This window comes from Pediococcus ethanolidurans (assembly GCF_001437405.1).
Lineage (GTDB): Bacteria > Bacillota > Bacilli > Lactobacillales > Lactobacillaceae > Pediococcus > Pediococcus ethanolidurans.
In genome coordinates this window covers 1-23,950 of sequence record NZ_JQBY01000007.1, presented here as the reverse complement: position 1 = coordinate 23,950, position 23,950 = coordinate 1, and the positions used below count along the sequence as shown (strand labels likewise).

16 protein-coding genes and 5 tRNA genes are annotated in these 23,950 nt (G+C 38.8%); 4 read left to right on the top strand and 17 right to left on the bottom strand.

The annotated features are described in order from the left end of the window. Window positions 1-195: 195 nt before the first annotated feature. The 8 genes from IV87_RS04005 to IV87_RS03970 form a co-directional block, all read right to left on the bottom strand. Window positions 196-3,111: a sigma-54-dependent transcriptional regulator gene (locus tag IV87_RS04005; protein ID WP_057805702.1), complete on the bottom strand. Its 2,916-nt coding sequence runs from the start codon at window positions 3,109-3,111 to the stop codon at window positions 196-198. 288 nt (window positions 3,112-3,399) lie between these two features. After that, a tRNA-Leu gene (locus IV87_RS04000) sits at window positions 3,400-3,485 on the bottom strand. Between the two features lie 67 nt (window positions 3,486-3,552). After that, the gene (locus IV87_RS03995) at window positions 3,553-4,008 is read right to left on the bottom strand and encodes a SprT family protein (protein ID WP_057805700.1); all 456 of its coding nucleotides are present in this window, start codon (window positions 4,006-4,008) and stop codon (window positions 3,553-3,555) included. Beyond that, window positions 4,005-6,143 carry a Tex family protein gene (locus IV87_RS03990; protein WP_371862111.1) on the bottom strand — a complete coding sequence of 713 codons (2,139 nt, stop codon included), beginning with the start codon at window positions 6,141-6,143 and terminating at the stop codon, window positions 4,005-4,007. The genes IV87_RS03995 and IV87_RS03990 overlap by 4 nt, the downstream gene beginning before the upstream one ends. Before the next feature lie 226 nt (window positions 6,144-6,369). Continuing rightward, complete coding sequence (locus IV87_RS03985) at window positions 6,370-6,807, bottom strand: hypothetical protein (protein ID WP_057805697.1); 438 nt, start codon at window positions 6,805-6,807, stop codon at window positions 6,370-6,372. Window positions 6,808-6,831: 24 nt separating this feature from the next. Then, window positions 6,832-9,495, bottom strand: coding sequence for a cation-translocating P-type ATPase (locus tag IV87_RS03980; RefSeq protein WP_057805695.1), 2,664 nt, complete (start codon window positions 9,493-9,495; stop codon window positions 6,832-6,834). A 237-nt stretch (window positions 9,496-9,732) separates the two neighbouring features. Beyond that, window positions 9,733-10,554, bottom strand: coding sequence for an ammonia-dependent NAD(+) synthetase (nadE, locus tag IV87_RS03975; RefSeq protein WP_057805693.1), 822 nt, complete (start codon window positions 10,552-10,554; stop codon window positions 9,733-9,735). Window positions 10,555-10,569: 15 nt separating this feature from the next. Beyond that, the gene (locus tag IV87_RS03970; RefSeq protein WP_057805692.1) at window positions 10,570-12,042 is read right to left on the bottom strand and encodes a nicotinate phosphoribosyltransferase; all 1,473 of its coding nucleotides are present in this window, start codon (window positions 12,040-12,042) and stop codon (window positions 10,570-10,572) included. Between the two features lie 115 nt (window positions 12,043-12,157). Between IV87_RS03970 and IV87_RS03965 the strand changes: the two genes are divergently transcribed. After that, window positions 12,158-12,886 (top strand): WecB/TagA/CpsF family glycosyltransferase, encoded by a 729-nt coding sequence (locus IV87_RS03965; protein WP_057805690.1) that lies wholly within the window; start codon window positions 12,158-12,160, stop codon window positions 12,884-12,886. Between the two features lie 82 nt (window positions 12,887-12,968). Here IV87_RS03965 and IV87_RS03960 read toward each other — a convergent pair whose 3' ends face one another. From IV87_RS03960 to proC, 3 genes are all read right to left on the bottom strand, one after another. Then, the gene (locus tag IV87_RS03960; RefSeq protein WP_057805688.1) at window positions 12,969-13,670 is read right to left on the bottom strand and encodes a GntR family transcriptional regulator; all 702 of its coding nucleotides are present in this window, start codon (window positions 13,668-13,670) and stop codon (window positions 12,969-12,971) included. A gap of 61 nt (window positions 13,671-13,731) precedes the next feature. Further along, window positions 13,732-14,877: an N-acetylglucosamine-6-phosphate deacetylase gene (gene nagA / locus IV87_RS03955; protein ID WP_057805686.1), complete on the bottom strand. Its 1,146-nt coding sequence runs from the start codon at window positions 14,875-14,877 to the stop codon at window positions 13,732-13,734. A 73-nt stretch (window positions 14,878-14,950) separates the two neighbouring features. Beyond that, window positions 14,951-15,742: a pyrroline-5-carboxylate reductase gene (gene proC, locus IV87_RS03950; protein ID WP_057805684.1), complete on the bottom strand. Its 792-nt coding sequence runs from the start codon at window positions 15,740-15,742 to the stop codon at window positions 14,951-14,953. Between the two features lie 200 nt (window positions 15,743-15,942). Here proC and asnB point away from each other — a divergent pair, with 200 nt between their 5' ends. Genes asnB through IV87_RS03935 form a run of 3 tightly spaced genes read left to right on the top strand, consistent with a single transcriptional unit; the run spans window position 15,943 to window position 20,561 of the window. Then, the gene (asnB, locus tag IV87_RS03945; protein ID WP_057805680.1) at window positions 15,943-17,805 is read left to right on the top strand and encodes an asparagine synthase (glutamine-hydrolyzing); all 1,863 of its coding nucleotides are present in this window, start codon (window positions 15,943-15,945) and stop codon (window positions 17,803-17,805) included. Between the two features lie 18 nt (window positions 17,806-17,823). Beyond that, window positions 17,824-19,041, top strand: coding sequence for an aspartate kinase (gene dapG / locus IV87_RS03940; RefSeq protein ID WP_057805679.1), 1,218 nt, complete (start codon window positions 17,824-17,826; stop codon window positions 19,039-19,041). Window positions 19,042-19,079: 38 nt separating this feature from the next. Next, window positions 19,080-20,561, top strand: coding sequence for a UDP-N-acetylmuramoyl-L-alanyl-D-glutamate--2,6-diaminopimelate ligase (locus tag IV87_RS03935; RefSeq protein WP_057805678.1), 1,482 nt, complete (start codon window positions 19,080-19,082; stop codon window positions 20,559-20,561). Window positions 20,562-20,919: 358 nt separating this feature from the next. Here IV87_RS03935 and IV87_RS03930 read toward each other — a convergent pair. From IV87_RS03930 to IV87_RS03905, 6 genes are all read right to left on the bottom strand, one after another. Then, window positions 20,920-20,991, bottom strand: a tRNA-Gln gene (locus tag IV87_RS03930). Window positions 20,992-21,001: 10 nt separating this feature from the next. Further along, window positions 21,002-21,084, bottom strand: a tRNA-Tyr gene (locus tag IV87_RS03925). Window positions 21,085-21,187: 103 nt separating this feature from the next. Further along, complete coding sequence (locus IV87_RS03920; RefSeq protein WP_057805677.1) at window positions 21,188-22,009, bottom strand: metallophosphoesterase; 822 nt, start codon at window positions 22,007-22,009, stop codon at window positions 21,188-21,190. A 116-nt stretch (window positions 22,010-22,125) separates the two neighbouring features. Further along, a complete protein-coding gene (locus IV87_RS03915; RefSeq protein ID WP_057805676.1) occupies window positions 22,126-23,625 on the bottom strand; it encodes a peptide MFS transporter in 1,500 nt (499 codons plus the stop codon). 94 nt (window positions 23,626-23,719) lie between these two features. Then, window positions 23,720-23,792 (bottom strand) — tRNA-Thr (locus IV87_RS03910). Window positions 23,793-23,845: 53 nt separating this feature from the next. Then, window positions 23,846-23,918 (bottom strand) — tRNA-Asn (locus tag IV87_RS03905). Between the last annotated feature and the right edge of the window lie 32 nt (window positions 23,919-23,950).

Here is a 23,950-nt window from a genome sequence, read left to right as displayed (position 1 = left end):
ATCTGTTGACTCAGACGTTGATACGTTAAGTACAAGACCATCATTTTTTGCACTCACTTATATATAAGCAAAAACCGTGCCAAGATACACTGAATGAAAACGCCTACTTTAAGGGCTTTAAAAATAACACACAAAATTGATACATTAAAAGTGTATCAGTTTTGTGTGTTATTTTAATTAGTTGGACTAGTACTCTTATTCTATTATTTGATTTGAAGCTAGCTCTTCTTGTTGCTTTTCATCTTTGGTTTGCCAAGTTTCCAATAGTTTGACAATGTAATAAACTTCTTCACGAGGTAAATCAATTCGAATTCGTCTTAAATTACTTTCATTCACAGCCTTTACCGCTGGATACCATTCTGATTTGGTTAATTTTTGTAATTCTTCTTCAGGAGCAGAAATCGCACCATTGGTTACAGTTCGTTCAATTGCACCCGCAATGTGCATAATTAGATTAATTTTAAAGGATTCATTAAATTTCTTTTGTGTATCACTTTGCAACTGATCAATGTATTGCCACAGCACATCCGTAATCTTATGTGGATTAATAAAGGTATAGAACTCATCCAAATATTGCCAACAAAGTTCCTTGGTAAGTTTTACATCCTGTTTACCATCAAAGGACTGTAAGGAATCCCGTTCTACTACTTTGTTGATAAAGGCCTCTCCGCCACCTTGTAAAACCTTTTGCAGAGGCATAAACGGCGCTTGAATCTTCGGGTGAGTGACACCAGTTGTGGCGATAATTTGATAATTTGCCTGAATCTTCTTGAGATGATGTTCCATCCCCACTAAAGAAATTGGAATTACCTTAATATCATCAATTAGATTTTCTACTAATAACTGGTCAAGGATATTTTTAATTTTCTTAGCCGTTCCCTCGCCAGTTGAGCAAATGGCCACAATTGCTTTAGGCCGGGTTGCATTGGGAAGCGGTGTTTCCGAAATTTCATTGTGCTTTTCTTTTTGTTCATTAGAAACATTAATTCGTGAATAGCCATGAAATTCACGCAATTCAGAATAAATTGCTGCAAGATCGGTGTCAATAAACGATGCTTTTCGTGCAGCCTCCAAAACCATTGCGGTGGTGACCATATCAATCACTTTAACTGGAATATGAGTTTCATCGGTAATTTTACTACCAAACGTGCTCAAAGACCCCATATCCACTAAAAGCAACACACCGTTACCTTCATCTGCTCGTTTAACACAGTCAACAATTTCCTTATAGGCCGTTTGCGGTTCCATATCTAAAGGCATATCAAAGGACTGGATAGTATTATCCGACAATAATTGAGAAACTACTTGTACCATAGAAGTAGCCGTACTACTACCATGAGCAGCAACGACAATTCCCACTTTACCGGAAGTTGGCGCAATTTTTAAAGATACCAATAAGATTGCCAAATAATAGCTTTCTGATTCCGGAATTGGAACATTGTAGCGATCTTCTAGCTGTGTTTTGATTTCTTGGGCAACTTTCATTTCATTAGGATAATCTTCCACCATAGCAACCAAATCCTTACTCATCGTACGCATTGGTTTACCAGATTGAATTCGTTTAATGAAAGAACTTATATGCAAGCTCATCGCATAAAGAAAATTATCTCGAAAACTATAATTAAGTTCTTTTTCAATTTTACTTTGAATTTCCTTAGTAAAATCAATGATATTTTGATTCACGATTTCAGCTAGTTTAGCTTCAGCACGCATATCATCTTCATCGGGTGAAAATGTCTTCAAATGAAGATTAATGTCTGTTTTTATAAAATGATTGATATGTTCTTGATCTAAGCCTTGTTGACGCAATAAAGTCGCTTTATCACCAATAATTTCATATAAGTTGTAAGGCAATTCATAACTATCATTTCGGTTTGTCAGAACGTGGTTATCCGAATCAGGTTGAATTGTCATATATGGTTCTAGTAATTTCGAAATTTCACCAGAATCACGGCGGTTAGAAGCTAAATGAACCAGACCATCCTTAATATTCGGTGGCAGATCATCCACCGAAATCATAATTTCACCCTTATTTTCAATATTATTCAAAAATCCACGTGCGCAAACAAGTTGGATGTTAGATTTTAATTGACCCACATTCCCATATGTCACACTGCCCAGCAAAGACTGCACAACGTCTTCTGTTAGCGTAATTTGTTTATGCGTGCGATTGGCCTCAATGCTTAACAATACTTTCAAAAGTTCAATTCGTTCCTTTGCACTTCGCTTATTAAACGCAGGCAATTGAATGGTAATTGGAATTCGACGGACAAAAGTTTTTAGCAAAGAACTTTCTGGATCTTCCGTGGTAGCATAAACTAAACGAACATTTGCATGATGCACTTTGGACGTTTCACCAAGCTTACTGTATGTTCCATGATCCATGAAATAGAAAATCATTTCTTGGCCTTCAGGAGGCAAACGGTGTACTTCATCTAAAAACAGCATGCCATTATCGGCTTCTTGAATTAGACCATCTTTATCCTCATTAGCCCCTGTAAACGCGCCCTTAACATATCCAAAGAGGTGTGACATTAGGAGTTCTGGATTATGCGAATAGTCCGCACAATTAAACGTAATTAATTCATCCGTTTTTTGGATAAGTTGTTGGTTCTTGGCAAACTGAAACATCGCATTAGCAAAGTAAGTTTTACCAGATCCAGTTGGTCCAATTATTAAAGTGTTCAAACCGCGAGGTGGGTACAAAATTGCAGCCTTTGCCTGTTCAATTTGATTGTGCATACTTGAGCTATTTCCGATCATATGTTCAAAGACATCACTAATCTCCGTTGTGGGCTGCTCGCTATTTAAATTCGTCTCTAAACCACTATGAATGCGTCTTTTTCCTGCCATCAAAGGAGATGAATTGACTTTCTTTTCATGGCCATTTTCTTCGATTAAACGACAATAACGAACCGGACGGCCACTCAATTTACATAGTTTATCCTCTCGAACCAACTGATTTAGTTCTTTACTAACGTTAGAACGAATTAAATCTAACGCATCGGCTACTTCAGCAGTTGTTAAAGCTGCGCCGTCGGTCAACTGTGCAACAGTACTTGTTGTGGTTTTTTCAATTACAAATTGGTATATACGATCTTTTCTCTTCATTTACTGTTCCTCAATTTTGATACGCTTCTGATACACTTAATTAATACAGTACAGTTTAACACACTGTTTCAATTAATACAGCGATTTCATTCTTAGTTATTTTTCGATACAATACTTGCTTAATGCCGCTAAATACAGTAATTGTCGATTACATACAAAAAGTAACCACTCAGCAACTAGAATGACCCAAATTTACATTTATTATTCTCTACAGATTTAGAATCTGGTAAAAACGGCGCAAAAAAAGACTGAGAAAATTTAATTTCTCAATCCTTTTCTTTTTTAGGATGCACCCAAGAAGATTCGAACTTCCACCGGGAAAACTCCCGACAAGATCCTTAATCTTGCGCGTCTGCCAATTCCGCCATGGGTGCAAAACTATTACCTAACTATATTAGCAAAAATCGGCAATAGTTACAACCTTTTTCAATAAAATTCATGTTAACTCGCTTGCACAAGCTGCAATCTACCGCCACATTTGCCACATCGATATTTTTTTAAATCAATATGTCGTTGGCGTAAATATTTAAACCCACATTTCTGACACGTATACATTAAATGCCGCTTAGTTTGCTGTCTTACAGGTCCTGCCGGTGCAAAACGCGATCCATGTACCCGTGCTAACAAAATTTTAAAATCTGAATCTCGGTGTTGATATCCTTGATGCAATAAATGTAAATGATAGTGGCACAATTCATGTTTAATAATGCCAATTAAAGTTGGTAAATCATGTTCCGATAACATTCGCGGATTAATATCAATATTATGTGTTTGTAATTGGTAGCGACCACCAGTAGTTCTCAACCGCGAGTTAAAAAAAGCGCGGTGTTTAAATTCACGATGAAAATCGTTTCTTGAAATTTGTTCTACTAACGTTTGTAAGTCATTATCTGTCATTGAGCCGCTGTTTCAGTTGGATCTAACATGGTTAACTGAATGCGATGACGATCTAAATCAACACTTTCAACCCAAACCGTGACAACATCACCAACTGAAACAACTTCACCTGGATTCTTGATAAATTTCTTAGTTAGCTTAGAAACATGCACTAATCCATCCTGTTTAACACCAATATCGACGAAGGCCCCAAAATCCACAACGTTACGCACAGTTCCTTGAAGCTTCATGCCACTCTTTAAATCTTCAAGAGTCAAAACATCACTTCTAAGCAATGGTGCTGGCATTCCATCCCGTAAATCACGCCCTGGTTTCTCTAATCCGGCAATGATATCCTTCAAAGTTTCAACACCAATTTCTAACTCTTGTGCTGTTTCAGTAAGATTCAGTGGTTTAAAAGCCGCTGTCGCTTCAGGTGTGCCAATTTGAGCCATCTTTAAACCAGTCTTAGTTAATAATTTTTTGGCCGCCTTATAGCTTTCAGGATGAATGTCCGTATTATCAAGCACATTTTTCCCTTGCACAATTCGTAAAAAACCAACAGATTGTTCATACGCCTTAGGTCCTAAGCGAGGTACTTTTTTCAATTGATTTCGTGCTTCATAACTTCCATTTTCATCTCGCCAGTTCACAATATTTTGTGCCGTGGTTTTTGTTAAACCAGAAATGTGTTCTAGCAACTGAGGACTAGCCGTATTCAAATTAACCCCAACTTGGTTCACAGCAGTTTCAATTACTGTATCGAGTTGACTGGTTAATTCTTTTTGAGGAACATCATGTTGATATTGGCCCACACCAACAGCCTTAGGATCGATTTTGATTAATTCAGCCAGCGGATCCTGCAAACGACGGCCGATACTAATGGCACTTCGTTCTTCAACATGTAGTTCAGGAAAAGCATCTCGAGCCGCTTTACTAGCAGAATAAACCGACGCACCTGCTTCATTTACAATCACATAGTAAATTTTGCGTTCAATCGTTTTTAAAACTGTTGAAACAAATTCTTCAGACTCACGACTGGCAGTTCCGTTTCCAATGGCAATCATTTCAACTTGATACTCTTCTAAAAATTGTTTAAATTCACCAGCTGCCGCTTTTCGTTTGGTCTCAGAAGCTGGTTTGTGTGGATAAATAACTTTTTTTGCTAAGAATTTCCCGTTAGGATCCATAATTGCCAACTTACAACCGGTTCGATAGGCAGGATCAAATCCCAAAACAACTTTTCCTTTGATTGGAGCTTGCATGAGCAGGTGATACAAATTTTCTCCAAAAACATTGATTGCTTGTGTATTAGCTTCTTCACTAAGTTCACTGCGTAATTCCCGTTCAATTGCAGGACCGATAAAACGTTTATACGCATCTTCATAAGCAGCCTGTAAAATGGCTACTGCTGGTCCCTCATGGCCACCGATGATCCGAAAATGTAAATAACGCATTATAGCATCGTCATCTACTTGAATTTGGGCTTTTAAAACCCCTTCTTTTTCACCACGATTAATCGCTAAGACTCGATGTGACACCATGTTAGCCAATGATTCATCAAAGTCATAATAGAGTTGATAAACGCCTTGCTCATCTTTTTGTTTTCCCTTAGTTTTTACTTGTGATTCAAAACGGCCATTTTTTCGGGTATAATTACGAATCCAATCTCTGAATCCAGCACTATCACCAAATGCTTCTGCAAGAATTTCATGTGCACCTGCCAGCACATCTTCAACTGTGGTTACTTTTTTATCAGGATCAATAAATTCATTGGCTTTAGCAGTCAACTCACCTTGTGGGAAGGTCATTAACCAAAATGCAAACGGCTCTAAACCTTGCTCTTTAGCAATTGTGGCTTTCGTTCGACGTTTTTGTTTGTATGGTAAATATAAATCCTCAACCGTTTGAAGTTTATCAGCGGCTTTAATTTGCTTCTCTAAAGCTGGTGTCAATTTTTCCTGTTCAGAAATTAGTTTTAAAACATCGTCACGGCGCTTTTCTAAGCTCTCTGCTTTATTATAGCTGGTCTGAATTTCACGAATTTGAACTTCATCTAAGCTTCCCGTTCGTTCTTTTCGATACCGTGCAATAAAGGGTACCGTATCGCCCTCACCTAACAAACTCAATACTGCATGAATCTGTTTTGGCCGCATGTCTGACAGCTGTTGTTCTACAATTTTTACAATTCGATCTTCCAAAAAAATTCACTCCAAACTAAACATTAAATCCCAATAACACATAGTTACCAGTATAGCATACGTGATTATTTGTCCGTGGCGAACATCTTTTTTTACCACACATATTCTAAAAATATCTCTGTTAGTTAATTTTTTTCACAAAAAAACTAGGAAAATTTCTTCCTAGTTTTAATTTTGTGTTTTAACCCATTAACAGGGACATGATCCGATCAAAAGCCTTTGAAACAGCATCCATATCCTTATCTTGCGCCTGTTCAGCCTTACTAAATTGGTCAGAATTAATCTGACGTTTTTGTTCATCAATACTAGTCAGCATTAATTCACAGTCGGCCGCATACGTTTGGTAAGCACTTACCAATTGCTTATGACGTCCCAATATCTGTACTGGCGGTTTAGCTCTTTTCAAAGTTTCTGTATTTTGCTGATACAGATCAACGGCTTTTTTAAAAATCGTGACAATCTCGTGCAAATCATGTTCGCTAAAAGATTCAGCACCTTTCAAAGCCAACGTCTTTTTAAAATCTTGAAAATGAGGATCAACCTCATCGCCCATCTGTTCAGACGATTCCATCACTCGACTGAGTAAATTGGCATAACCTTGTGGATTACTTTTACGCATTTAAAATCTCTCCATTCTTACTGATTAACGAGCTGCGAAACGACGCTGGAACCATTTGACAATCTCGACTAAGATCACAATTGATATAGAAGCGCCACCCACAATTGCCCATTGATGAAGATCAAGATGACTCACATGGAAAATATCATTTAATCCTGGCACCACAATTGTCGCAGCTAACAGTATAAACGATACCACAATTGACCAATTAAAGAATTTATTTTTCAAAGTTGTGGCACTAAAGATCGAACCGTGAATTGATTTTGAGTTAAATGCATGGAAAAGTTGAATCAGTCCTAAGGTTGCAAATGCCATTGTTAGCGCATCTGCATGGACTTGAGCATATGAAGCATGTACTGGGAACCAAATTGCAATTCCATAAACGGCTAACGTAATTAATCCTTCTAATAGCCCCTGATAAACGACGTTACCTGCGACACCACCGGACAAGAAATTGCTTTCCCGACCACGCGGTTTTTGTTTCATCACATTTTTTTCAGCTGGTTCCAGTCCTAAAGCAATGGCTGGGAAAGTATCGGTAACTAAATTAATCCATAAAATGTGAACTGGTGCTAAAATTTGCCAACCCATCATTGTCATGACAAACAAGGTTAAAACTTCACCCAAATTAGCCGATAACAAATACTGAATTGCTTTTTGAATATTGGCAAATACTTTCCGTCCCTCTTCAACTGCAACAACAATTGTTGAAAAGTTATCATCTGCCAAGATCATATCACTAGCTCCCTTTGAAACTTCGGTCCCTGTGATTCCCATGGCGACACCAATATCTGCTTGTTTCAGTGAAGGTGCATCATTAACGCCATCTCCTGTCATGGCAACTACTTTACCTTGCTTTTGCCATGCATTCACAATGCGCACTTTGTGTTCTGGAGCAACTCGTGCATAAACTGAATATTGTTTTACTTTTTTGGCAAAAGTCTTATCATCCATCTCATCCAATTCTGTACCAGAGATTACGGCTTGATCGTCGTTTTCACCAATAATTCCTAACCGTTTTGCAATGGCAGACGCAGTATCCCGATGGTCGCCCGTAATCATAAGAGGACGAATTCCTGCTTGTTTAGCTTCCACAACTGCTTGCGCAACTTCTGGACGTTCTGGATCAATCATGCCAATCAACCCAGCAAAAATTAATTCTTGTTCCACAATCTCAGAAGACAATGTTTTAGGAATTTCATCCACAATTTGGTAGGCAAAACCCAATACACGAATTGCTTGGGTGGCCAACTCATGATTTGTTTCCAAAATAAGTTTGCGTTCAGTATCATCCATTGGTTTAACATCATTTTCAATTTCAAACAATGTTGTCCGCTGTAAGAGTTCATCGGGCGCACCTTTTACCGTTTGAATGTATCGACCATCTGGCAACTGATTGTACGTTGACATCAATTTTCGTTCAGAATCAAACGGCACCTCTGCCACCCGTTTTTCGGATTGAATTAGCTTATCTACGTCTTCGTGCTTATTCAAATTAAATTGAACTAACGCTGTTTCTGTTGGATCACCAATCAAGCCCTCTTTTGTTTGTTTGGTATCATTGTTCAAAATCATCAACTCAAATAAGTGATTGTATGGATAATCCTTCAATTGCACATTTTGGGCATCGTGTAGTTGATTATTCACAAAAACTTTTTCAACTGTCATCTTGTTTTGTGTCAATGTTCCGGTCTTATCAGAGGCAATAATTTGAGTACCACCCAAAGTTTCAACTGCTGGTAATTTACGAATAATGGCGTGTCGTTTTGCCATTCTTTGCGTTCCTAATGCAAGTGTAATTGTCACAATAGCAGGTAATCCTTCTGGAATGGCCGCTACCGCTAAGGAAATAGCCGTCAGTAACATATTAATTAAACTTTCGTTACCACGAATCATTCCAACCACAAACACAATCGCGGCAATCACTAAAATTAAGCCTGTTAACACTTTACTCAGCTGCGCCAAATTTTGTTGCAGTGGCGTTGTTGTTTCTTCAGCGTTATTAATCATGTTGGCAATTTGCCCAACCTCTGTCCGCATTCCGGTACCAACAACCACACCACTACCACGACCATATGTGACATTACTGTTCATAAATGCCATATTAGTTTGATCACCAATTGGTAATTTTTTATCGTTCAGTATGGCAATTTGTTTTTCCACCGGAACAGATTCACCAGTCAAGGCCGCTTCTTCTACCTTTAAACCAGCAGATTCGATCAGACGCAAATCAGCCGGAATAATATCACCAGCTTCAAGCAAAACAATGTCACCCGGGACAACATCTTCGCTCTTAATGGTTTCGACTTTGCCATTCCGTTTAACATGAGCCTGTGGTGCAGAAAGTTCTTTTAAGGCAGCAATGGCTTCTTCTGCCTTGGTTTCTTGAAAAACACCAAAGATAGCATTAAGAACAACCACCAACAAGATGATGATTGCATCCACGCCCTCACCCACAAACACCGAAATAATTGCAGCTGCAATTAAAACAATAATCATCAAATCTTTAAACTGAGCAATAAACTTTTGCAATAAAGTAGTATTCTTTTTTGTTTCCAACTGATTAGGACCATGTTTGGTTAAGCTTTCTTGAACCTGGGCATCCGTTAGCCCTTCAGGAGAGCTGCCTTGAGCTTTCAGCACATCTTCCACGCTTTGGTTATAATACTTTACTTTTGTAGCTTTCATGTGTTCCTCCTTATTATTCTGACATGCAAGAGTTCTTTTAAAAAAGAGACTCGTGCATGTTCACACTAAAATGCGAACATCCACGAGTCTCACTTTTTCAGGCAATACCAGATTTTTTCTTGTTGACGACATTGCCGCAGAAATAACTGCTAGTTACTCCCTCATGTTTGATTGTTAATTTATTATAACTATAAGTAAACCTAATAGCAAGTACTTTTATTTTTAATTTATCAGCTACTAGAATTGATCGTAAACTGTATACGGTAAATGACGCTTATGGGCCGTCTTTTTATACCAGTTTTCAATTTTTTCAGCAGCTTGCGAGTCAATTTCGTGACCCTCTAAGTAATTATCAATGTCATCGTAGGTCACACCCAAAGCAACCTCATCTGGCAAAGCCGGTCGATTATCTTCCAAATCAGCTGTAGGTACCTTTTCATATAAATGTTTAGGCGCATTTAATTTTGCCAAAAGTGCCTTACCTTGTCGTTTATCTAACCGCCAAATTGGCGTTACGTCGGCCCCACCATCACCAAACTTAGTATAAAAACCAGTGACCGACTCTGCTGCGTGATCCGTTCCTAAGACAATGCCACTGTTGGCACCCGCAATGCCATATTGCGCAATCATTCGTTCACGAGCTTTGATATTGCCTTTGTTAAAGTCACTAATGTTTAAATCATTAGCTTCAAGTGCCTGTACCATTGCATCTGCGGCCGGTTTAATATCAACTCGTTTTACCTGATCAGCCTGCATATATTCAATTGCGGCCATGGCATCTGATTCATCGGCCTGTACGCCATATGGCAAACGAACGGCGATAAATTGGTAAGATTGGTCGCCACTTTCTTCACGCATCTCGGTAATTGCCATCTGAGCTAATTTTCCAGTTAACGTAGAGTCCTGTCCACCAGAAATTCCTAAAACTAAACTTTTAATGAAGCTATTTTTCTTTAAATAAGCTTTTAAAAAATCTACACTTCGTCGAATTTCAGTTTCTGGGTCAATTTGTGGGGTAACTTTTAAATCCGCAATAATTTTTTGTTGTAGCTCTCGCATCTCTGCTCATCTCTCTTATTCCTTAAATTTTAACGAACTCACATACTTTCGAACACCATTAATGCTGTTCATTTTATGATCATAACATTTTTCAGATAAATCAACCGGATAATCTTGTGGATTTAAATCACGTTTATATTCATCCCATAACGAATCAAGCATTTCTCGCGAGTAAGCCTTAACTTCTTTAAGTTCTGGTAATTTATAAATAAGTTCACCATTTTTAAAGATATCATGTAACAATGGTCGCGCGTTGAAATCACTGACCGTTTTATTAATGTACGTATAGTTTGGATGAAACATATAAATAGAAGGTTGTTTTTGTGGATCTTCATCCCACAAGGTAACATAATCTCCTTCTGATTTACCATCGGCATTCTTAGAAATTCGCCAAACTTGTTTTTTGCCGGGAGTTGAAACTTTTTCAACATTGTTGGAAAGTTTGATGGTATCCACCATTTTGCCATCTTCGCCTTCAATTGAAACCATCTTATAAACCGCACCCAAGGCTGGCTGGTCATAGGCCGTAATCAATTTAGTGCCCACGCCCCAAACATCAATTTTGGCTCCCTGCATTTTTAAGTTTTGAATTGTTTTTTCATCTAAATCGTTAGAAGCATAAACTTTTGCATTTGGAAATCCAGCTTCATCCAATTGTTCACGAACTCGTTTAGATAAGTAGGCCATGTCACCACTATCGATTCGAACTCCCAAGAAGTTGTTCTTGTCACCCATTTCTTTGGCCACGCGAATAGCATTAGGGACACCGCTCTTAAGCGTATCGTACGTATCTACCAAAAAGACACAATCATGGTGCGTTTGCGCATAAGCTTTAAAAGCATCATAATCGTTACGATAGTACTGAACCAGTGCATGCGCATGTGTGCCACTAATTGGGATTCCAAAAATCTTGCCCGCACGGACATTACTTGTCGCATCAAAGCCACCAATGTATGCTGCACGGGTTCCCCAGATTGCGGCATCCATTTCCTGAGCACGCCGGGTACCAAACTCTAGTAAAGCATCATTGCCGACCACTGATTTAATTCGTGAAGCTTTAGTGGCAATTAAAGTTTGATAGTTCACAACATTTAAAATAGCTGTTTCCACCAATTGACAATCTGCTAAGGGGCCTTCAACCTGCATAATGGGTTCACCGTTAAATACTAAGTCACCCTCAACAGCAGAACGAATTGTGCCAGAAAATTTGAAATTACGTAAATATTCCAAAAAGTCATCTGGATAATTTTCTGATTCTTTCAAATAAGTCAGATCTGAGTCGGTAAAGTGTAATTGTTGAACATACTTCACCACTCGTTCCAATCCAGCAAAAATTGCGTAACCATTTTTAAATGGCATATCCCGAAAGAAAACTTCAAAAACCGCATTCTTATTGTAAATTCCTTGTTCCCAATAAGTTTGAATCATGTTAATTTGATAAGCATCCGTATGTAACGTTAAACTGTCATCCGGATATTTTTTAGTCATGACGAGTGTACTCCTCAGTTAGTTAGTGTTTTAATAATATTAACAATAGTTGCACCTATTTTATCATTTTTTCCGTGGTGCGTCATTTTCCATAATCGAAAGGATTGATTTTACTATGAACGACCCGTTTTCTAGCGTGAAAATTATGGGCATTCCGTTTGCCAATACAACTCGCAAGCAGTTCGTCGAACAACTTCAGACACGTGTTAAGAATCACCAAAATACTTTTGTTGTAACTGCTAATCCTGAAATTGTCATGTACGCTAGAACTGATAACTCATATCGCGAAACCATTCTCAAAGCCGACTATATTTCTCCTGATGGCATTGGTATTATCAAGGCCGCTAATTCATTAAAAACACCGTTATCAGAACGAATAGCCGGTTATGATATTTTTACAGAATTAGTTGAATGGGCGAACAAAACTCACCAAAAAGTCTATTTTTTAGGTGCCAAGTCAGCGGTCATCAGTGCTTTGAAGTCCAAATTAAGTACTAGTTTTCCTAACATTCAACTTGTTGGTGCCCATGATGGCTACTTTAAAGATGAGGCCGTAATTGCCGCTGATATTGAACATCAGCAACCAGATATTGTGTTTGTTGCCACTGGTTTTCCTAGACAGGAAAAATTTATTGCGCAACACCGCCATCTCTCAAATGGTTTATGGATGGGTGTGGGTGGTAGTTTTGATGTTTTTGTTGGCAACGTGAAACGCGCGCCAAAATTTTGGCAAACTCATCATCTAGAATGGTTTTACCGTTTATTGACCGATCCGAGGCGCTTGAAACGGCAAATGATCATTCCTCAATTCATGTGGGAAATTCATAAACTCAAAAATAAATAAAAATTGTTTCAAAAAAATAGTTTGCCCTTTTCATTTTGAAAATTGACAAACTATTTTTATATAGGCACTTATTTCTTCTGGTTTACCGATTTAAGTAAAATTCAAATCGTTCACCCACATATTGTGTCCGAACATACTCGAAAGGTTGTCCATCCTGCAGATACGAAACCTGACGTAACCGCAAGATCGCTTCACCTCGTTTTACAGACAGATATTCCGCTATTTTTTCAGAAGCCAACATTGCTGAAACTGTTTGTGTCGCTTTTCCGGGTACCAAACCAGCCTTTTTCTCTAATGTTCCATAAAGTGAACTCGTTACCTCGGCCTTACTGAAATCTTTAACCAATTTTTCGGGTACCGTGGCAGTTTCAAAACAAATGGGCACATTGTCAGCATAGCGGATCCGTTCCATTCGTAAGACTAATTCGCCATCACCCAAATGTAACTTTTCACTTTCACTCATAGAAGGTTGCCCAGCATGATACGAAATGGTTTTGCTAGAAGGTTTTTTCCCTTGTGCAATCATCAGTTCAGTAAAACTTGTCACACCTGACATTTTTTCTTGAACTTTTTGATTAGCTACAAAGGTCCCTGAGCCAACGCGCCGCTCTAAAATACCCTCATCAACTAATGTTTGAATCGCCTGTCTAAGTGTCATTCGACTCACATTAAATTGCTCGGCTAATTCTCGTTCTGCTGGAATACGGTCACCAATTGCCCACTTACCAGCCTCGATTGATTTTTTTATTTCATTGTGGATTTGAATATAAATGGGGGATCCCATAATTCCACCTCCTATAAGGACTCTAATGTGTTAATTATCATTAAAATGATCACTACAAAAATTAGTCTTTTGAATTTGAGAACTCACGACCATAGCTGTAAGTTGCCAACTTATTCAAATTATCATCAAACAAGTTTAAATCAGCATCCTTACCTACTTCAAGAGTTCCTTTACTATCAAGACCAAATTCAGTTGCTTGGTTGACAGAACTCATTTGAACAGCCTCTTCTATTCCGCATCCCATGAACTTCATGGCGTTTTTAAAGGCATCTGTATATTCCAAAACAGAACCAGCCAAAGTACCATCAGCTAGTCGAGCTTGCTTGTCTTTAACGTAAACTTTTTGACCACCAAGTTCGCTTTCGCCTTCTGGCATCCCTTTAGAACGCATTGAATCTGTAACCAATTCAATTCTTTCTGGACCTTTAACTTCATAAGCAAGACGTAACATATCTGGCACAATATGGAAACCATCGCAAATTAATTCCGCATAAATGTTATCTTCCAACATAACATGACCAGTAACTCCTGGTTCACGGTGCTTCCATTCGCGTTGGGCATTGTATAAATGAGTACCATGGCTAACTTTACTGTTTAATAAATCAGCACGTTTCGCATTACTATGACCAACCGATGGCACGATGCCATGAGCTAAACAGTATGCTTCAAACTCGTCTGCACCTTTGTCTTCAGGAGCCATGGTAATTAATTTAACCAATCCGTTAGCTGATTTGTTCCATTGCTCTAACAAATGCACATCTGGATCTTTGATATATTGTTCAGGTTGAGCGCCTTTAAAGGTAGCTGAGATAAATGGACCTTCCAAATGGACACCCTTGATTACTGGGTTAACTGCAGCAGCCTTGGCAACTCCCTTCATCGCATGATCAATGTTTTCATTTGATTGGGTCATTGTGGTACAGAAGTAAGTTGTAATTCCTTCTGTACGTGTCATTTTAGTGACCATCTCATTAATCTGATCAGCGTCACCATCCATGGCATCAAATCCGTATCCACCATGACTATGAACATCAATGAATCCTGGTGTAATGATTGTTTCTGCTGCAAAATGAATGTCATCATCTGGCAATGGACGGAACTCACTCATTGGACCAACAGCCTCAATTTGTTTGTTAAAACGAATGAAGCCATCATCAATTTTTTCTAATCCAGTATAAATTGTGGCGTGTTTCAATACAGTACTCATTATCTAAAAATCCCCCTCAGTTTTGTTTAAGTTCATTATAATCGGTATAGACCACAACTGCAAGTGGAATCTGTCATTCTCCTTTTTCTTTCGCAATTGTCGCGTCAATGCCCTTAACAATCGATGTCATAAAACCGGCCTCTTCCATGGCTAAGAAACCGGCTACCGTCGTGCCACCTGGAGAAGAAACCTTATCAATCAATGCTGCTGGATTCTCATCCGCTTCAAGTACCATCTTGGCACTGCCGTTCACAACTTGAGCCGCGATTTTGGTTGCATCTGACTTGGTCAACCCATATTTAACGCCTGCTCTAGACAAGGCATCAATGAAAAAGTAGGCGTATGCGGGCGCACTACCGGCAATTGCTCCAAAAACTGTAAAATCTTTTTCTGAAATAGCCATCACTTGACCAACCAGTTCAAAAAGTTTTTTACCACTATTAAACGGTGAATTTGTTAGTTCACCACTGGCAGCCAACGCCGTCATTCCTTCACCAATTTCAACATTCACATTTGGCATAACGCGCATGACTGGCCAATTGCCAATAATAGCTTGCATTTGAGCCACACTTAGTCCTGAAACTACTGAAGCCAGTAATTTTCCATCACTATTCAGTTCTAATTTAATATCACTTAATACTTGTTTGGCAATGTCAGGTTTGACAGCTAACACAATGACATCCGCATTTTTGGCCACAGCTTGATTACTGTCTTCCAAAGTCAACTTGTTTTGCGCTGCAAATTTCTCGTAATGGTTTAGATGACCACTGTGAACCAAAATGTCAGTACTTACAAAATTTGCTTTAAGCATGCCAGTAATGATGGCTCGAGCCATATTGCCAACCCCAATAAATCCAACTTTCATTTTTATACACTCACTTTCACTTTTAATACCCTTATTTTATCATTATTCCGATTTATTATTTGTTTTCGTTGTATAACTGATTATTTATCGCTAAAATCAAATTAACCACTGATTTGTGGTGTTTTTTAAAGTTAATTTAATCTGACTCATTTATAGTCAAAAACAGAAAGTTAGATAAAACGAAAAGAGGAGATGGACGTATGTGTGGATTCGCAGGATGTTTGAACGACATATCAAAGATTGACGGTCAAACTGAAAACAATACGGTTCATGAAATGACAAACATGTTGGTTCACCGCGGACCAGACGATAGTGGCTACTTCGAAGATGACCACATCACTATGGGATTTCGTAGGTTAAGTATCATTGATTTGGATGGCGGTCATCAACCATTATCTTATGATAACGAACGTTATTGGTTAACTTTTAATGGTGAAATTTATAACTTTGTTGAATTGCGTAACGATTTGATTAAAGAAGGTTACACCTTCAAAACAGAATCGGATTCAGAAGTTATTTTGGCCTTATATGCCAAGTATCATGCAGACGTTACCAAGTACTTACGTGGGATGTTTGCCTTTGTCATTTGGGATAAGAAGGAACAAACATTTTTTGCAGCTCGTGATCAATTTGGGATCAAGCCATTTTACTACGCCATCCAAAATGATCAGTTGTTCTACGCTTCAGAAAGTAAAGCCATTTACAAAATCCTAGCGCACAAAACTTTGGATCAAGATGCCCTGCAAGATTACATGACCTTTCAGTTTGTTCCGGAACCGGAAACGTTAACTAAAGAAATTAAAATTCTATCTCCTGGTTGTACATTAACTAAACAAATTGGCAAAACACCATTGATTAATCGCTATTATCATCGTGAATTTCATCCTACAAACGAATCTGAAGCAGTTTACACCAAAAAGATTCGTGAGGTTTTACAAGATTCTGTCAAGATGCATATGCGGTCTGACGTTCCCGTTGGTTCATTCTTATCGGGCGGAATTGATTCGTCAATCATCGTCGCAATGGCCAAAAACTTAAACCCCCATCTAGAGACAATTTCAGTCGGGTTTGAACGTGAAGGCTACAGCGAATTAGATGTCGCTCAAGAAACAGCTGATAAATTAGGAGTTAAAAATTACAGCAGCTTGATTACACCGGAAGCATTTATGGAGGCCTTTCCTAAGTTTGTTTGGAGTATGGACGATCCATTAGCTGATCCGGCCGCTGTGCCACAATATTTCCTAGCTAAAGAGGCCGTCAAACACGTCAAGGTTGCACTTACCGGTGAAGGTGCGGATGAATTATTCGGTGGTTACACCATTTATCATGAACCTGAATCACTAAAACTCTTTAATTATACTCGACCAATAAATGGCGCTTTGAACTACATTGCTCAATTAATTCCTAAGGGTGTTAAAGGACGATCCTTTCTTTTACGAGGAACCGTCCCAATGGAGAAGCGATATGTAGGAAATGCCTTTATCTTTAACGAAAAAGAAAAACGTGCTTTCTTTAAAAATTACAACACTAATCATCCTTTTCAGAAAATTACCAAACCCTTTTACGATGAATCTGCACAATACGACCCGATTACAAGAATGCAGTTCATTGATATGCACACTTGGCTAAATGGTGATCTATTACACAATGCGGATCGCACAACCATGGCACACAGTTTGGAGTTACGAACCCCCTTTGTTGATCGTGAAGTTTTCAAAGTTGCTGCTAGTATTCCTGCCGATTTGCGCATTAGCCATGGCACAACGAAATATATTTTACGCAAGGCTGTTGAAGGAATTGTGCCCGATCATGTTCTACATCGTAAAAAACTTGGTTTCCCAGTTCCTATTCGTTTTTGGCTTAAAAATGAAATGTATGACTGGGCGCGCACGATTATTCAGGAATCTCAAACTGAACAATATTTTGATAAAAATTACTTTTTAAAACTATTAGATGATCATCGAGATGGTGTTGCTGACAATTCTCGAAAATTATGGACAATCCTTACCTTTATGATGTGGCACAAAATTTATGTTGAAGAATTCGAACCAAAGAAACAGTAGAGAGCTGGTATAGACTAAATGGAAATTGTTATTCAAAAATTCGGTGGCACTTCTGTCAAGGATTCAACCGCCAGAAAACAGGCTCTAGTTCATGTCAAATATTCAATTGAACAGGGTAAAAAAGTTGTGGTTGTGGTCTCGGCCTTTCGTGAACCCGGTGCATCCTATACAACGGATGGTCTTTTAAACCTGGTTCATAATGATCAGTCCAAACTATCCACTCGCGAACTTGATATGTTAGTTTCTGTTGGTGAAATCGTATCCGCCACTGTATTTACAGAAGAAGCTCGTGAGGCCGGGTTAAATGCAATCGCATTGACTGGCCGTGAAGCTGGCATTGTTACCGATGATGAATTTCAAAATGCCAAAATATTAAATGTTGATCCTACTCCCATTAAAAAAGCTTTCAAAACTGTTGACGTTGTTGTAGTCGCCGGATTTCAAGGTGCAACAAAAGATGGCGAAATCACCACCATTGGTCGCGGAGGCTCCGATGTTTCCGCAGCGATCCTTGGCATAGCGCTAAAAGCAAAGCAAGTCGATATTTTTACCGATGTTGCGGGTATTATGACCGCCGACCCTCGGCTAGTAAAAAAAGCACGTTGCATTAAAACCATTAGTTATGACGAACTTGCAAATTTGGCTCATAACGGTGCGCGCGTTATTCATCCTCGTGCAGTAGAAATTGCAAAACAGGCAAATCTATCAATGCGAATTCGTGCAACCTATCAACAACCTGAGGATTTAGGAACGTTAGTTGGTGAAGAAACACCTACGATTTCACATTATCGTACGGTGACTGGTCTTACTAGTCAAACAGATTTAACTCAGTTTTCTGTTACGACAACCGTTTTAACTTCGGGACAAATTTTTCAGCTTATGGCTACTCAAAAGCTAAGCATTGATTTTATTAATATCACTCCCAATTCGGTAGTCTTTAACCTACCGCAGAGTTGCACAGAACTTGCTGAAAAAACTTTAACCAATGCTGGAGCTAAATATCAAACTGTTTCAAATTGTGCAAAAGTAGCAATTGTTGGAGCTGGAATTACCGGTACACCCGGAATCACGGCCCGAATTGTGAATACTTTAACTAAACGACACATTGATATTTTACAGTCTGCTGACAGTTATACGACCATTTGGATTCTGATTAAAAAAACTGATTTAACGGCCGCTTTAAATGGTCTTCATGATGAATTTTTACGGAATCATCAATTCACGGTCGCACAATAAATAGACAAGCAAGTGTAGAAATAAAAGGAGTGGTTTTAATGAAAGTTAGCAAATTAATTAATAGTTTAAAATTCAAACAAGTACAACCTGCTGTTACTACCGATTTTGAAGTAACCATGTTGACACAGGATACCCGTGAAATCCAACCGGGTGCCATGTTTATTGCTGTGGCCGGTTACCATGTTGATGGGCATACACTGGTTAAACAAGCTGTCGAAAAAGGTGCCAAGATTATCGTGGCCCAGAAAAAAATTGACGTTACAGTTCCTGTTATTTATGTGCAAAATACAGAACGAGCCATGGCAATTCTAGCCGATGTCTTTTATGAAGCTCCCAGTCAAAAAATGCACATGATCGGTGTCACTGGGACAAATGGAAAAACAACCGTCACTCATTTAATTGATCAAATTTATCGTGATCAAGACCAGGCCACCGGTTTAATGGGTACTATGTATCGTCGCATCAATGACCAAACATTTCCAACTGCCAACACGACTCCGGACGCAATTACCACTCAAAAAACGCTAGCTCAAATGCGTGATGCCGGTGTTAAAACAGTTTCAATGGAGGTTTCTTCTATTGCTTTAGTTTTGGGACGTGTCTGGGGCATTGATTATGATGTGGCTGTTTTTACTAACTTAACTCGAGATCACCTAGACTTTCATAAGACGATGGCAAATTACACACAAGCAAAAAGTATGTTATTTGCTCAACTTGGTAATAAATATAATTTAGACGGCACAACTAAAGTAGCCGTTTTGAACACCGATGATCCAGTTGGCCGTGAGTTTGAACAGTTTACAGCTGCTCATGTGCTCACCTATGGGTTAAATGCTGATGCGATGATTAGAGCTCAAAATATTGAAATCTATAGTCATGGTACTGAATTTGATTTATCTGTGTTTGGTCAGCTTACGCACATCACCACAAAACTCATTGGCCAGTTTAACGTCTACAATTTACTGGCCGCTTTTGCAGCCGCCTATGCTGGTGGGCTACCAGAAGCACAAATCATTGCATCATTGGAAAAGGTCACTGGCGTTAAGGGCCGTTTCCAATCGATTCCATCGCACACTGGCGTAAGGGTGATTGTGGATTATTCACACACACCAGACAGTTTACTGAATGCCTTAAAAACAATTCAAACTTTTGCTAAAAAAGACATTTACTGTGTGATTGGTTGCGGTGGTGATCGTGATAATGGTAAACGTCCCAAAATGGCTAAAATAGCCGTTGATTACAGCACCAAACCCATTTTTACTTCCGATAATCCACGTACTGAAGATTCACAAGAAATTTTAAATGACATGCTTGCTGGGGTTCCCAATGCCACCCCCCAAGTTTACGTTGATCGTCGTGAAGCAATTAATAAAGCTGTTGAGTCGGCTAAGTCTGGCGACGTAATCTTGATTGCTGGTAAAGGTCACGAAGATTATCAAATTATTGGACAAACAAAGCACCATTTTGATGATTGTGAAGAAGCAGCAAAGGCCCTTGCACTGAAACCAGTGGCAGATTAATGCTACTTGTCAAAATAAATAGAGTACTGATCGTGAATTTGAAAATCTTTCATGATTAGCACTCTTTTTTAATTGAAGAAATAATTAATTCCACCAGATACTAATCTCTAAAGCATCCACATCACAAAGGCTTTAATGGTTCAAAACGACCTTTTCCTAATACAGCATCTACCAACAACGCAACTAAGAACCCAGCAGCTAGCACTAAGACACCTTTTTCGCATCAAATTAGCAAAACATTGTTTCGGTTACAATGCTGTTTGGTATATTTAATTCTTCAACAGGAATTTGATGAAAAGCCAATAAAAAAAACTGTTATACAACAATTAAATGTTGTACAACAGTTTTTTTATTAATATTGGGCTAGATGGGATCGAACCATCGCATCTCGGGATCAAAACCCGATGCCTTACCGCTTGGCTATAGCCCATTCATAAAAATGGAAGGGAGTGGATTCGAACCACCGAACCCGAAGGAGCGGATTTACAGTCCGCCGCGTTTAGCCAGACTTCGCTACCCTTCCCTTTTGAATTGCCTTAATTTCTTAACGCATCCGACTAAAATATAATACCGAAAATTTGAACAAATATCAAGGGGTTTTAGCAAATTTTCTTAAATTTCTTTTTTCAAACCACCAAGAAAGCCAGTCGTGATCGCCATTCAGCCATAAAATTATCTTTTTGCCATTCATTGATTCGTTTGGTGTGATACCCAACTGATTGATTGTAATAAGTGGTTTGTTCAAAAAGTTGTGCTTGCGGGTAAATATGCATATGACCAAATAGGACACGTGCTACTTTATAATTTTCAAGCAGTTTTCCTAGTTTGGGACTTCCCATATAAGCGTTAGCCATATTCCACAAATTTCCTTGTGGTGCATAGCGAATATAATCCTGGCGTGGAACAAAATGAGTGAAGTACAGAACGTGTTTACGCGCCTTCTGAGCACTTTTAAGTTGTTGAGTAGTCTCATCTAAAACAAGTGCCATTCGTTCAGCATCGGACATTGGCTGCTGAATAACGCCATCTATCCAGTAAGCACGTTTCCAAGTTGCAAAGTTATCCACTGTTTTCCCTTTAACATTAGTTGCAAAACTATAATCATACCAACCGTTATTACCAATAATTCGCCAATCGGTTCCTGGCAAATCTAAATACTGGTTATGTAGATAGCCAGTTCCAATATTGCTCTCTAGTTCTTCAAATGTAACGCCATGTACCATGTCATGATTTCCAGCAATAAATTTCACTACTGTTTGAGCACCTAATTCATTTTGTAAATTCTGTACATAAGTAAGACTTTTCTCAAAATCATTAAATAAATCACCAGCAATTAAATATAAAGAAACATTCTGATTTGCCAAAAATTCCGCCTGCTGCTTTAATGTTTCAGTGACATCTAGTCGATTCACATCAAAATGATTATCACTCGTCATGGCAATTTTCATAATTTACCTTCTTTTTAATTTTCGTAGGTTTTAATTCTACCTTAATTACTCAAAATTGTCTTTCAAACTGTATTAAAAAAGACCAGTTTTAAAAAACTGATCTAAAAAATCTTTATTTAGTTGATACCTGCCATCTTAGAAGAAATCCATTTGGACATCAAGAGCAATAGCAAGCCGAAAACAATGCTGACCGCACCAACAATCAAGAAGTAAGGAACTTCTGTTGCATTGGTATAAAAACGAACAATCTGTGCGTTGATCGCCTGGCCAGCAGCATCTGCTAAGAACCACATACTCATCATCTGAGAACTGAAAGCTTTGGGAGCTAATTTTGTGGTAACAGAAAGGCCAATAGGAGAAATTAACATCTCACCTACTTCAACAATAGCCCAGCTTCCCACTAACCACAATGGATTAACTTTTCCAGCTGTTCCAAATAAAATACCGGGTAAAGCAATAAACAAATATGAAATTCCGGCAAACGCCAAACCATATGCAAATTTGTGTGGAGAAGTAGGTTGCTTGTTTCCCATCTTAATCCACATCCAAGCAAAGAATGGTGTATATAGCATAATAAATAATGGATTCAAAGACTGAAACTGAGAAGCAGCCAATGTAATTGGTCCTAAATGCAATTGTGTTCGCTGTGCCGCATATAAAGCAAGAACAACTGATCCTTGCTCTTCAATTGCCCAGAAAATAACGGCGGCAATGAACAATGGGACGTAAGCCCAAAGGCGAGATCGTTCTATTTTCGTAACTTTATTACTTGAGAACATTAACACGAAATAAATGATTGGTGTTGCCACCGCAACCAGACTTAGAAGTAACACAACGTTATCGATCGTCATGGCATTTGCAAGTTTCATAACGCCGAGAATTAATGCAAATATTACAACACCAACAGTAACTTGCCAACCAAGCTTATGTGCATCTTCAGGTTCAAGCGGATCGGAAGGATATAAACTATCCTTACTCAAATATTTCTTTCCGCCCAAATAATATTGAAGAAGACCAAAGAACATTCCAATAGCTGCCAGTGAGAAGCCAACGTGAAAGTTTATATGGGCACCAACCCAACCAACGAGTAACGGCGCAATTAAAGCACCCAAGTTAATTCCGAAAACAAAAATACTAAAGCCAGAATCACGGCGAATATCTTCTTCTGTATATAAGCCCCCAACCATTTCAGAAACATTTGGTTTTAGTAACCCAGTTCCCACAACAATCAGAGCAATTGAAATAAACAGCGCTGGAGCACCAAATGGCAATGCTAGGGCAATATGACCTAACATAATGAAAACGCCACCCCAAAATACTGTTTTTCTTGGTCCCAATATACGGTCACTGACAAATCCGCCAATTACACTAGTTAGATAAACCAGTGAACCATAGATGGACATCACAGAGGCAGAAGTAGTTTGGCTAAAGCCAAGTCCACCCTTTGATACCGCATAATACATATAAAACAGCAGAATGGCACGCATACCATAGTAGCTGAAACGTTCCCACATCTCCGTAAAGAACAATGTCGATAATCCTCGTGGTTGCCCAAAGAAGGACTTGTCATTGCTTACATCGCTTTGGTTATTCAATTTATTTCTTCCTCCAAACATCTCTTGGTAATAAAATGTGCATTATTTTTAGTAGTGAAGCTTCCCAAATACTCCTAAAAATAACAAAAGACACCATAAGCGGTGTCTTTCTCAATGCCGGCTAGGCGACTTGAACACCCGACCCTCGGTTTACGATACCGATGCTCTACCAACTGAGCTAAGCCGGCAGGTATAGAAAAAGATGCTAACTTTCAATTGAGAAGGTTAACATCTATCACTACTCCGGCAGGCGGACTCGAACCGTCGACAACCTGATTAACAGTCAGGGGCTCTACCAACTGAGCTATGCCGGAATATTCGCATGGCAACGTCCTACCCTCGCAGG

What these genes read in the sequence shown, in the direction of transcription:
- IV87_RS03965 (WP_057805690.1), top strand. Translation starts at nt 12,158, where the DNA reads ATGAACGACCCGTTTTCTAGCGTGAAAATTATGGGCATTCCGTTTGCC.
- dapG (WP_057805679.1), top strand. Translation starts at nt 17,824, where the DNA reads ATGGAAATTGTTATTCAAAAATTCGGTGGCACTTCTGTCAAGGATTCA.
- nadE (WP_057805693.1), bottom strand. Translation starts at nt 10,554, where the DNA reads ATGCGAGAGCTACAACAAAAAATTATTGCGGATTTAAAAGTTACCCCA.
- nagA (WP_057805686.1), bottom strand. Translation starts at nt 14,877, where the DNA reads ATGAGTACTGTATTGAAACACGCCACAATTTATACTGGATTAGAAAAA.
- IV87_RS03970 (WP_057805692.1), bottom strand. Translation starts at nt 12,042, where the DNA reads ATGACTAAAAAATATCCGGATGACAGTTTAACGTTACATACGGATGCT.
- IV87_RS03935 (WP_057805678.1), top strand. Translation starts at nt 19,080, where the DNA reads ATGAAAGTTAGCAAATTAATTAATAGTTTAAAATTCAAACAAGTACAA.
- IV87_RS03960 (WP_057805688.1), bottom strand. Translation starts at nt 13,670, where the DNA reads ATGGGATCCCCCATTTATATTCAAATCCACAATGAAATAAAAAAATCA.
- IV87_RS03995 (WP_057805700.1), bottom strand. Translation starts at nt 4,008, where the DNA reads ATGACAGATAATGACTTACAAACGTTAGTAGAACAAATTTCAAGAAAC.
- IV87_RS04005 (WP_057805702.1), bottom strand. Translation starts at nt 3,111, where the DNA reads ATGAAGAGAAAAGATCGTATATACCAATTTGTAATTGAAAAAACCACA.
- IV87_RS03920 (WP_057805677.1), bottom strand. Translation starts at nt 22,009, where the DNA reads ATGAAAATTGCCATGACGAGTGATAATCATTTTGATGTGAATCGACTA.
- IV87_RS03980 (WP_057805695.1), bottom strand. Translation starts at nt 9,495, where the DNA reads ATGAAAGCTACAAAAGTAAAGTATTATAACCAAAGCGTGGAAGATGTG.
- IV87_RS03985 (WP_057805697.1), bottom strand. Translation starts at nt 6,807, where the DNA reads ATGCGTAAAAGTAATCCACAAGGTTATGCCAATTTACTCAGTCGAGTG.
- IV87_RS03990 (WP_371862111.1), bottom strand. Translation starts at nt 6,143, where the DNA reads ATGCGGCCAAAACAGATTCATGCAGTATTGAGTTTGTTAGGTGAGGGC.
- proC (WP_057805684.1), bottom strand. Translation starts at nt 15,742, where the DNA reads ATGAAAGTTGGATTTATTGGGGTTGGCAATATGGCTCGAGCCATCATT.
- IV87_RS03915 (WP_057805676.1), bottom strand. Translation starts at nt 23,625, where the DNA reads ATGTTTGGAGGAAGAAATAAATTGAATAACCAAAGCGATGTAAGCAAT.
- asnB (WP_057805680.1), top strand. Translation starts at nt 15,943, where the DNA reads ATGTGTGGATTCGCAGGATGTTTGAACGACATATCAAAGATTGACGGT.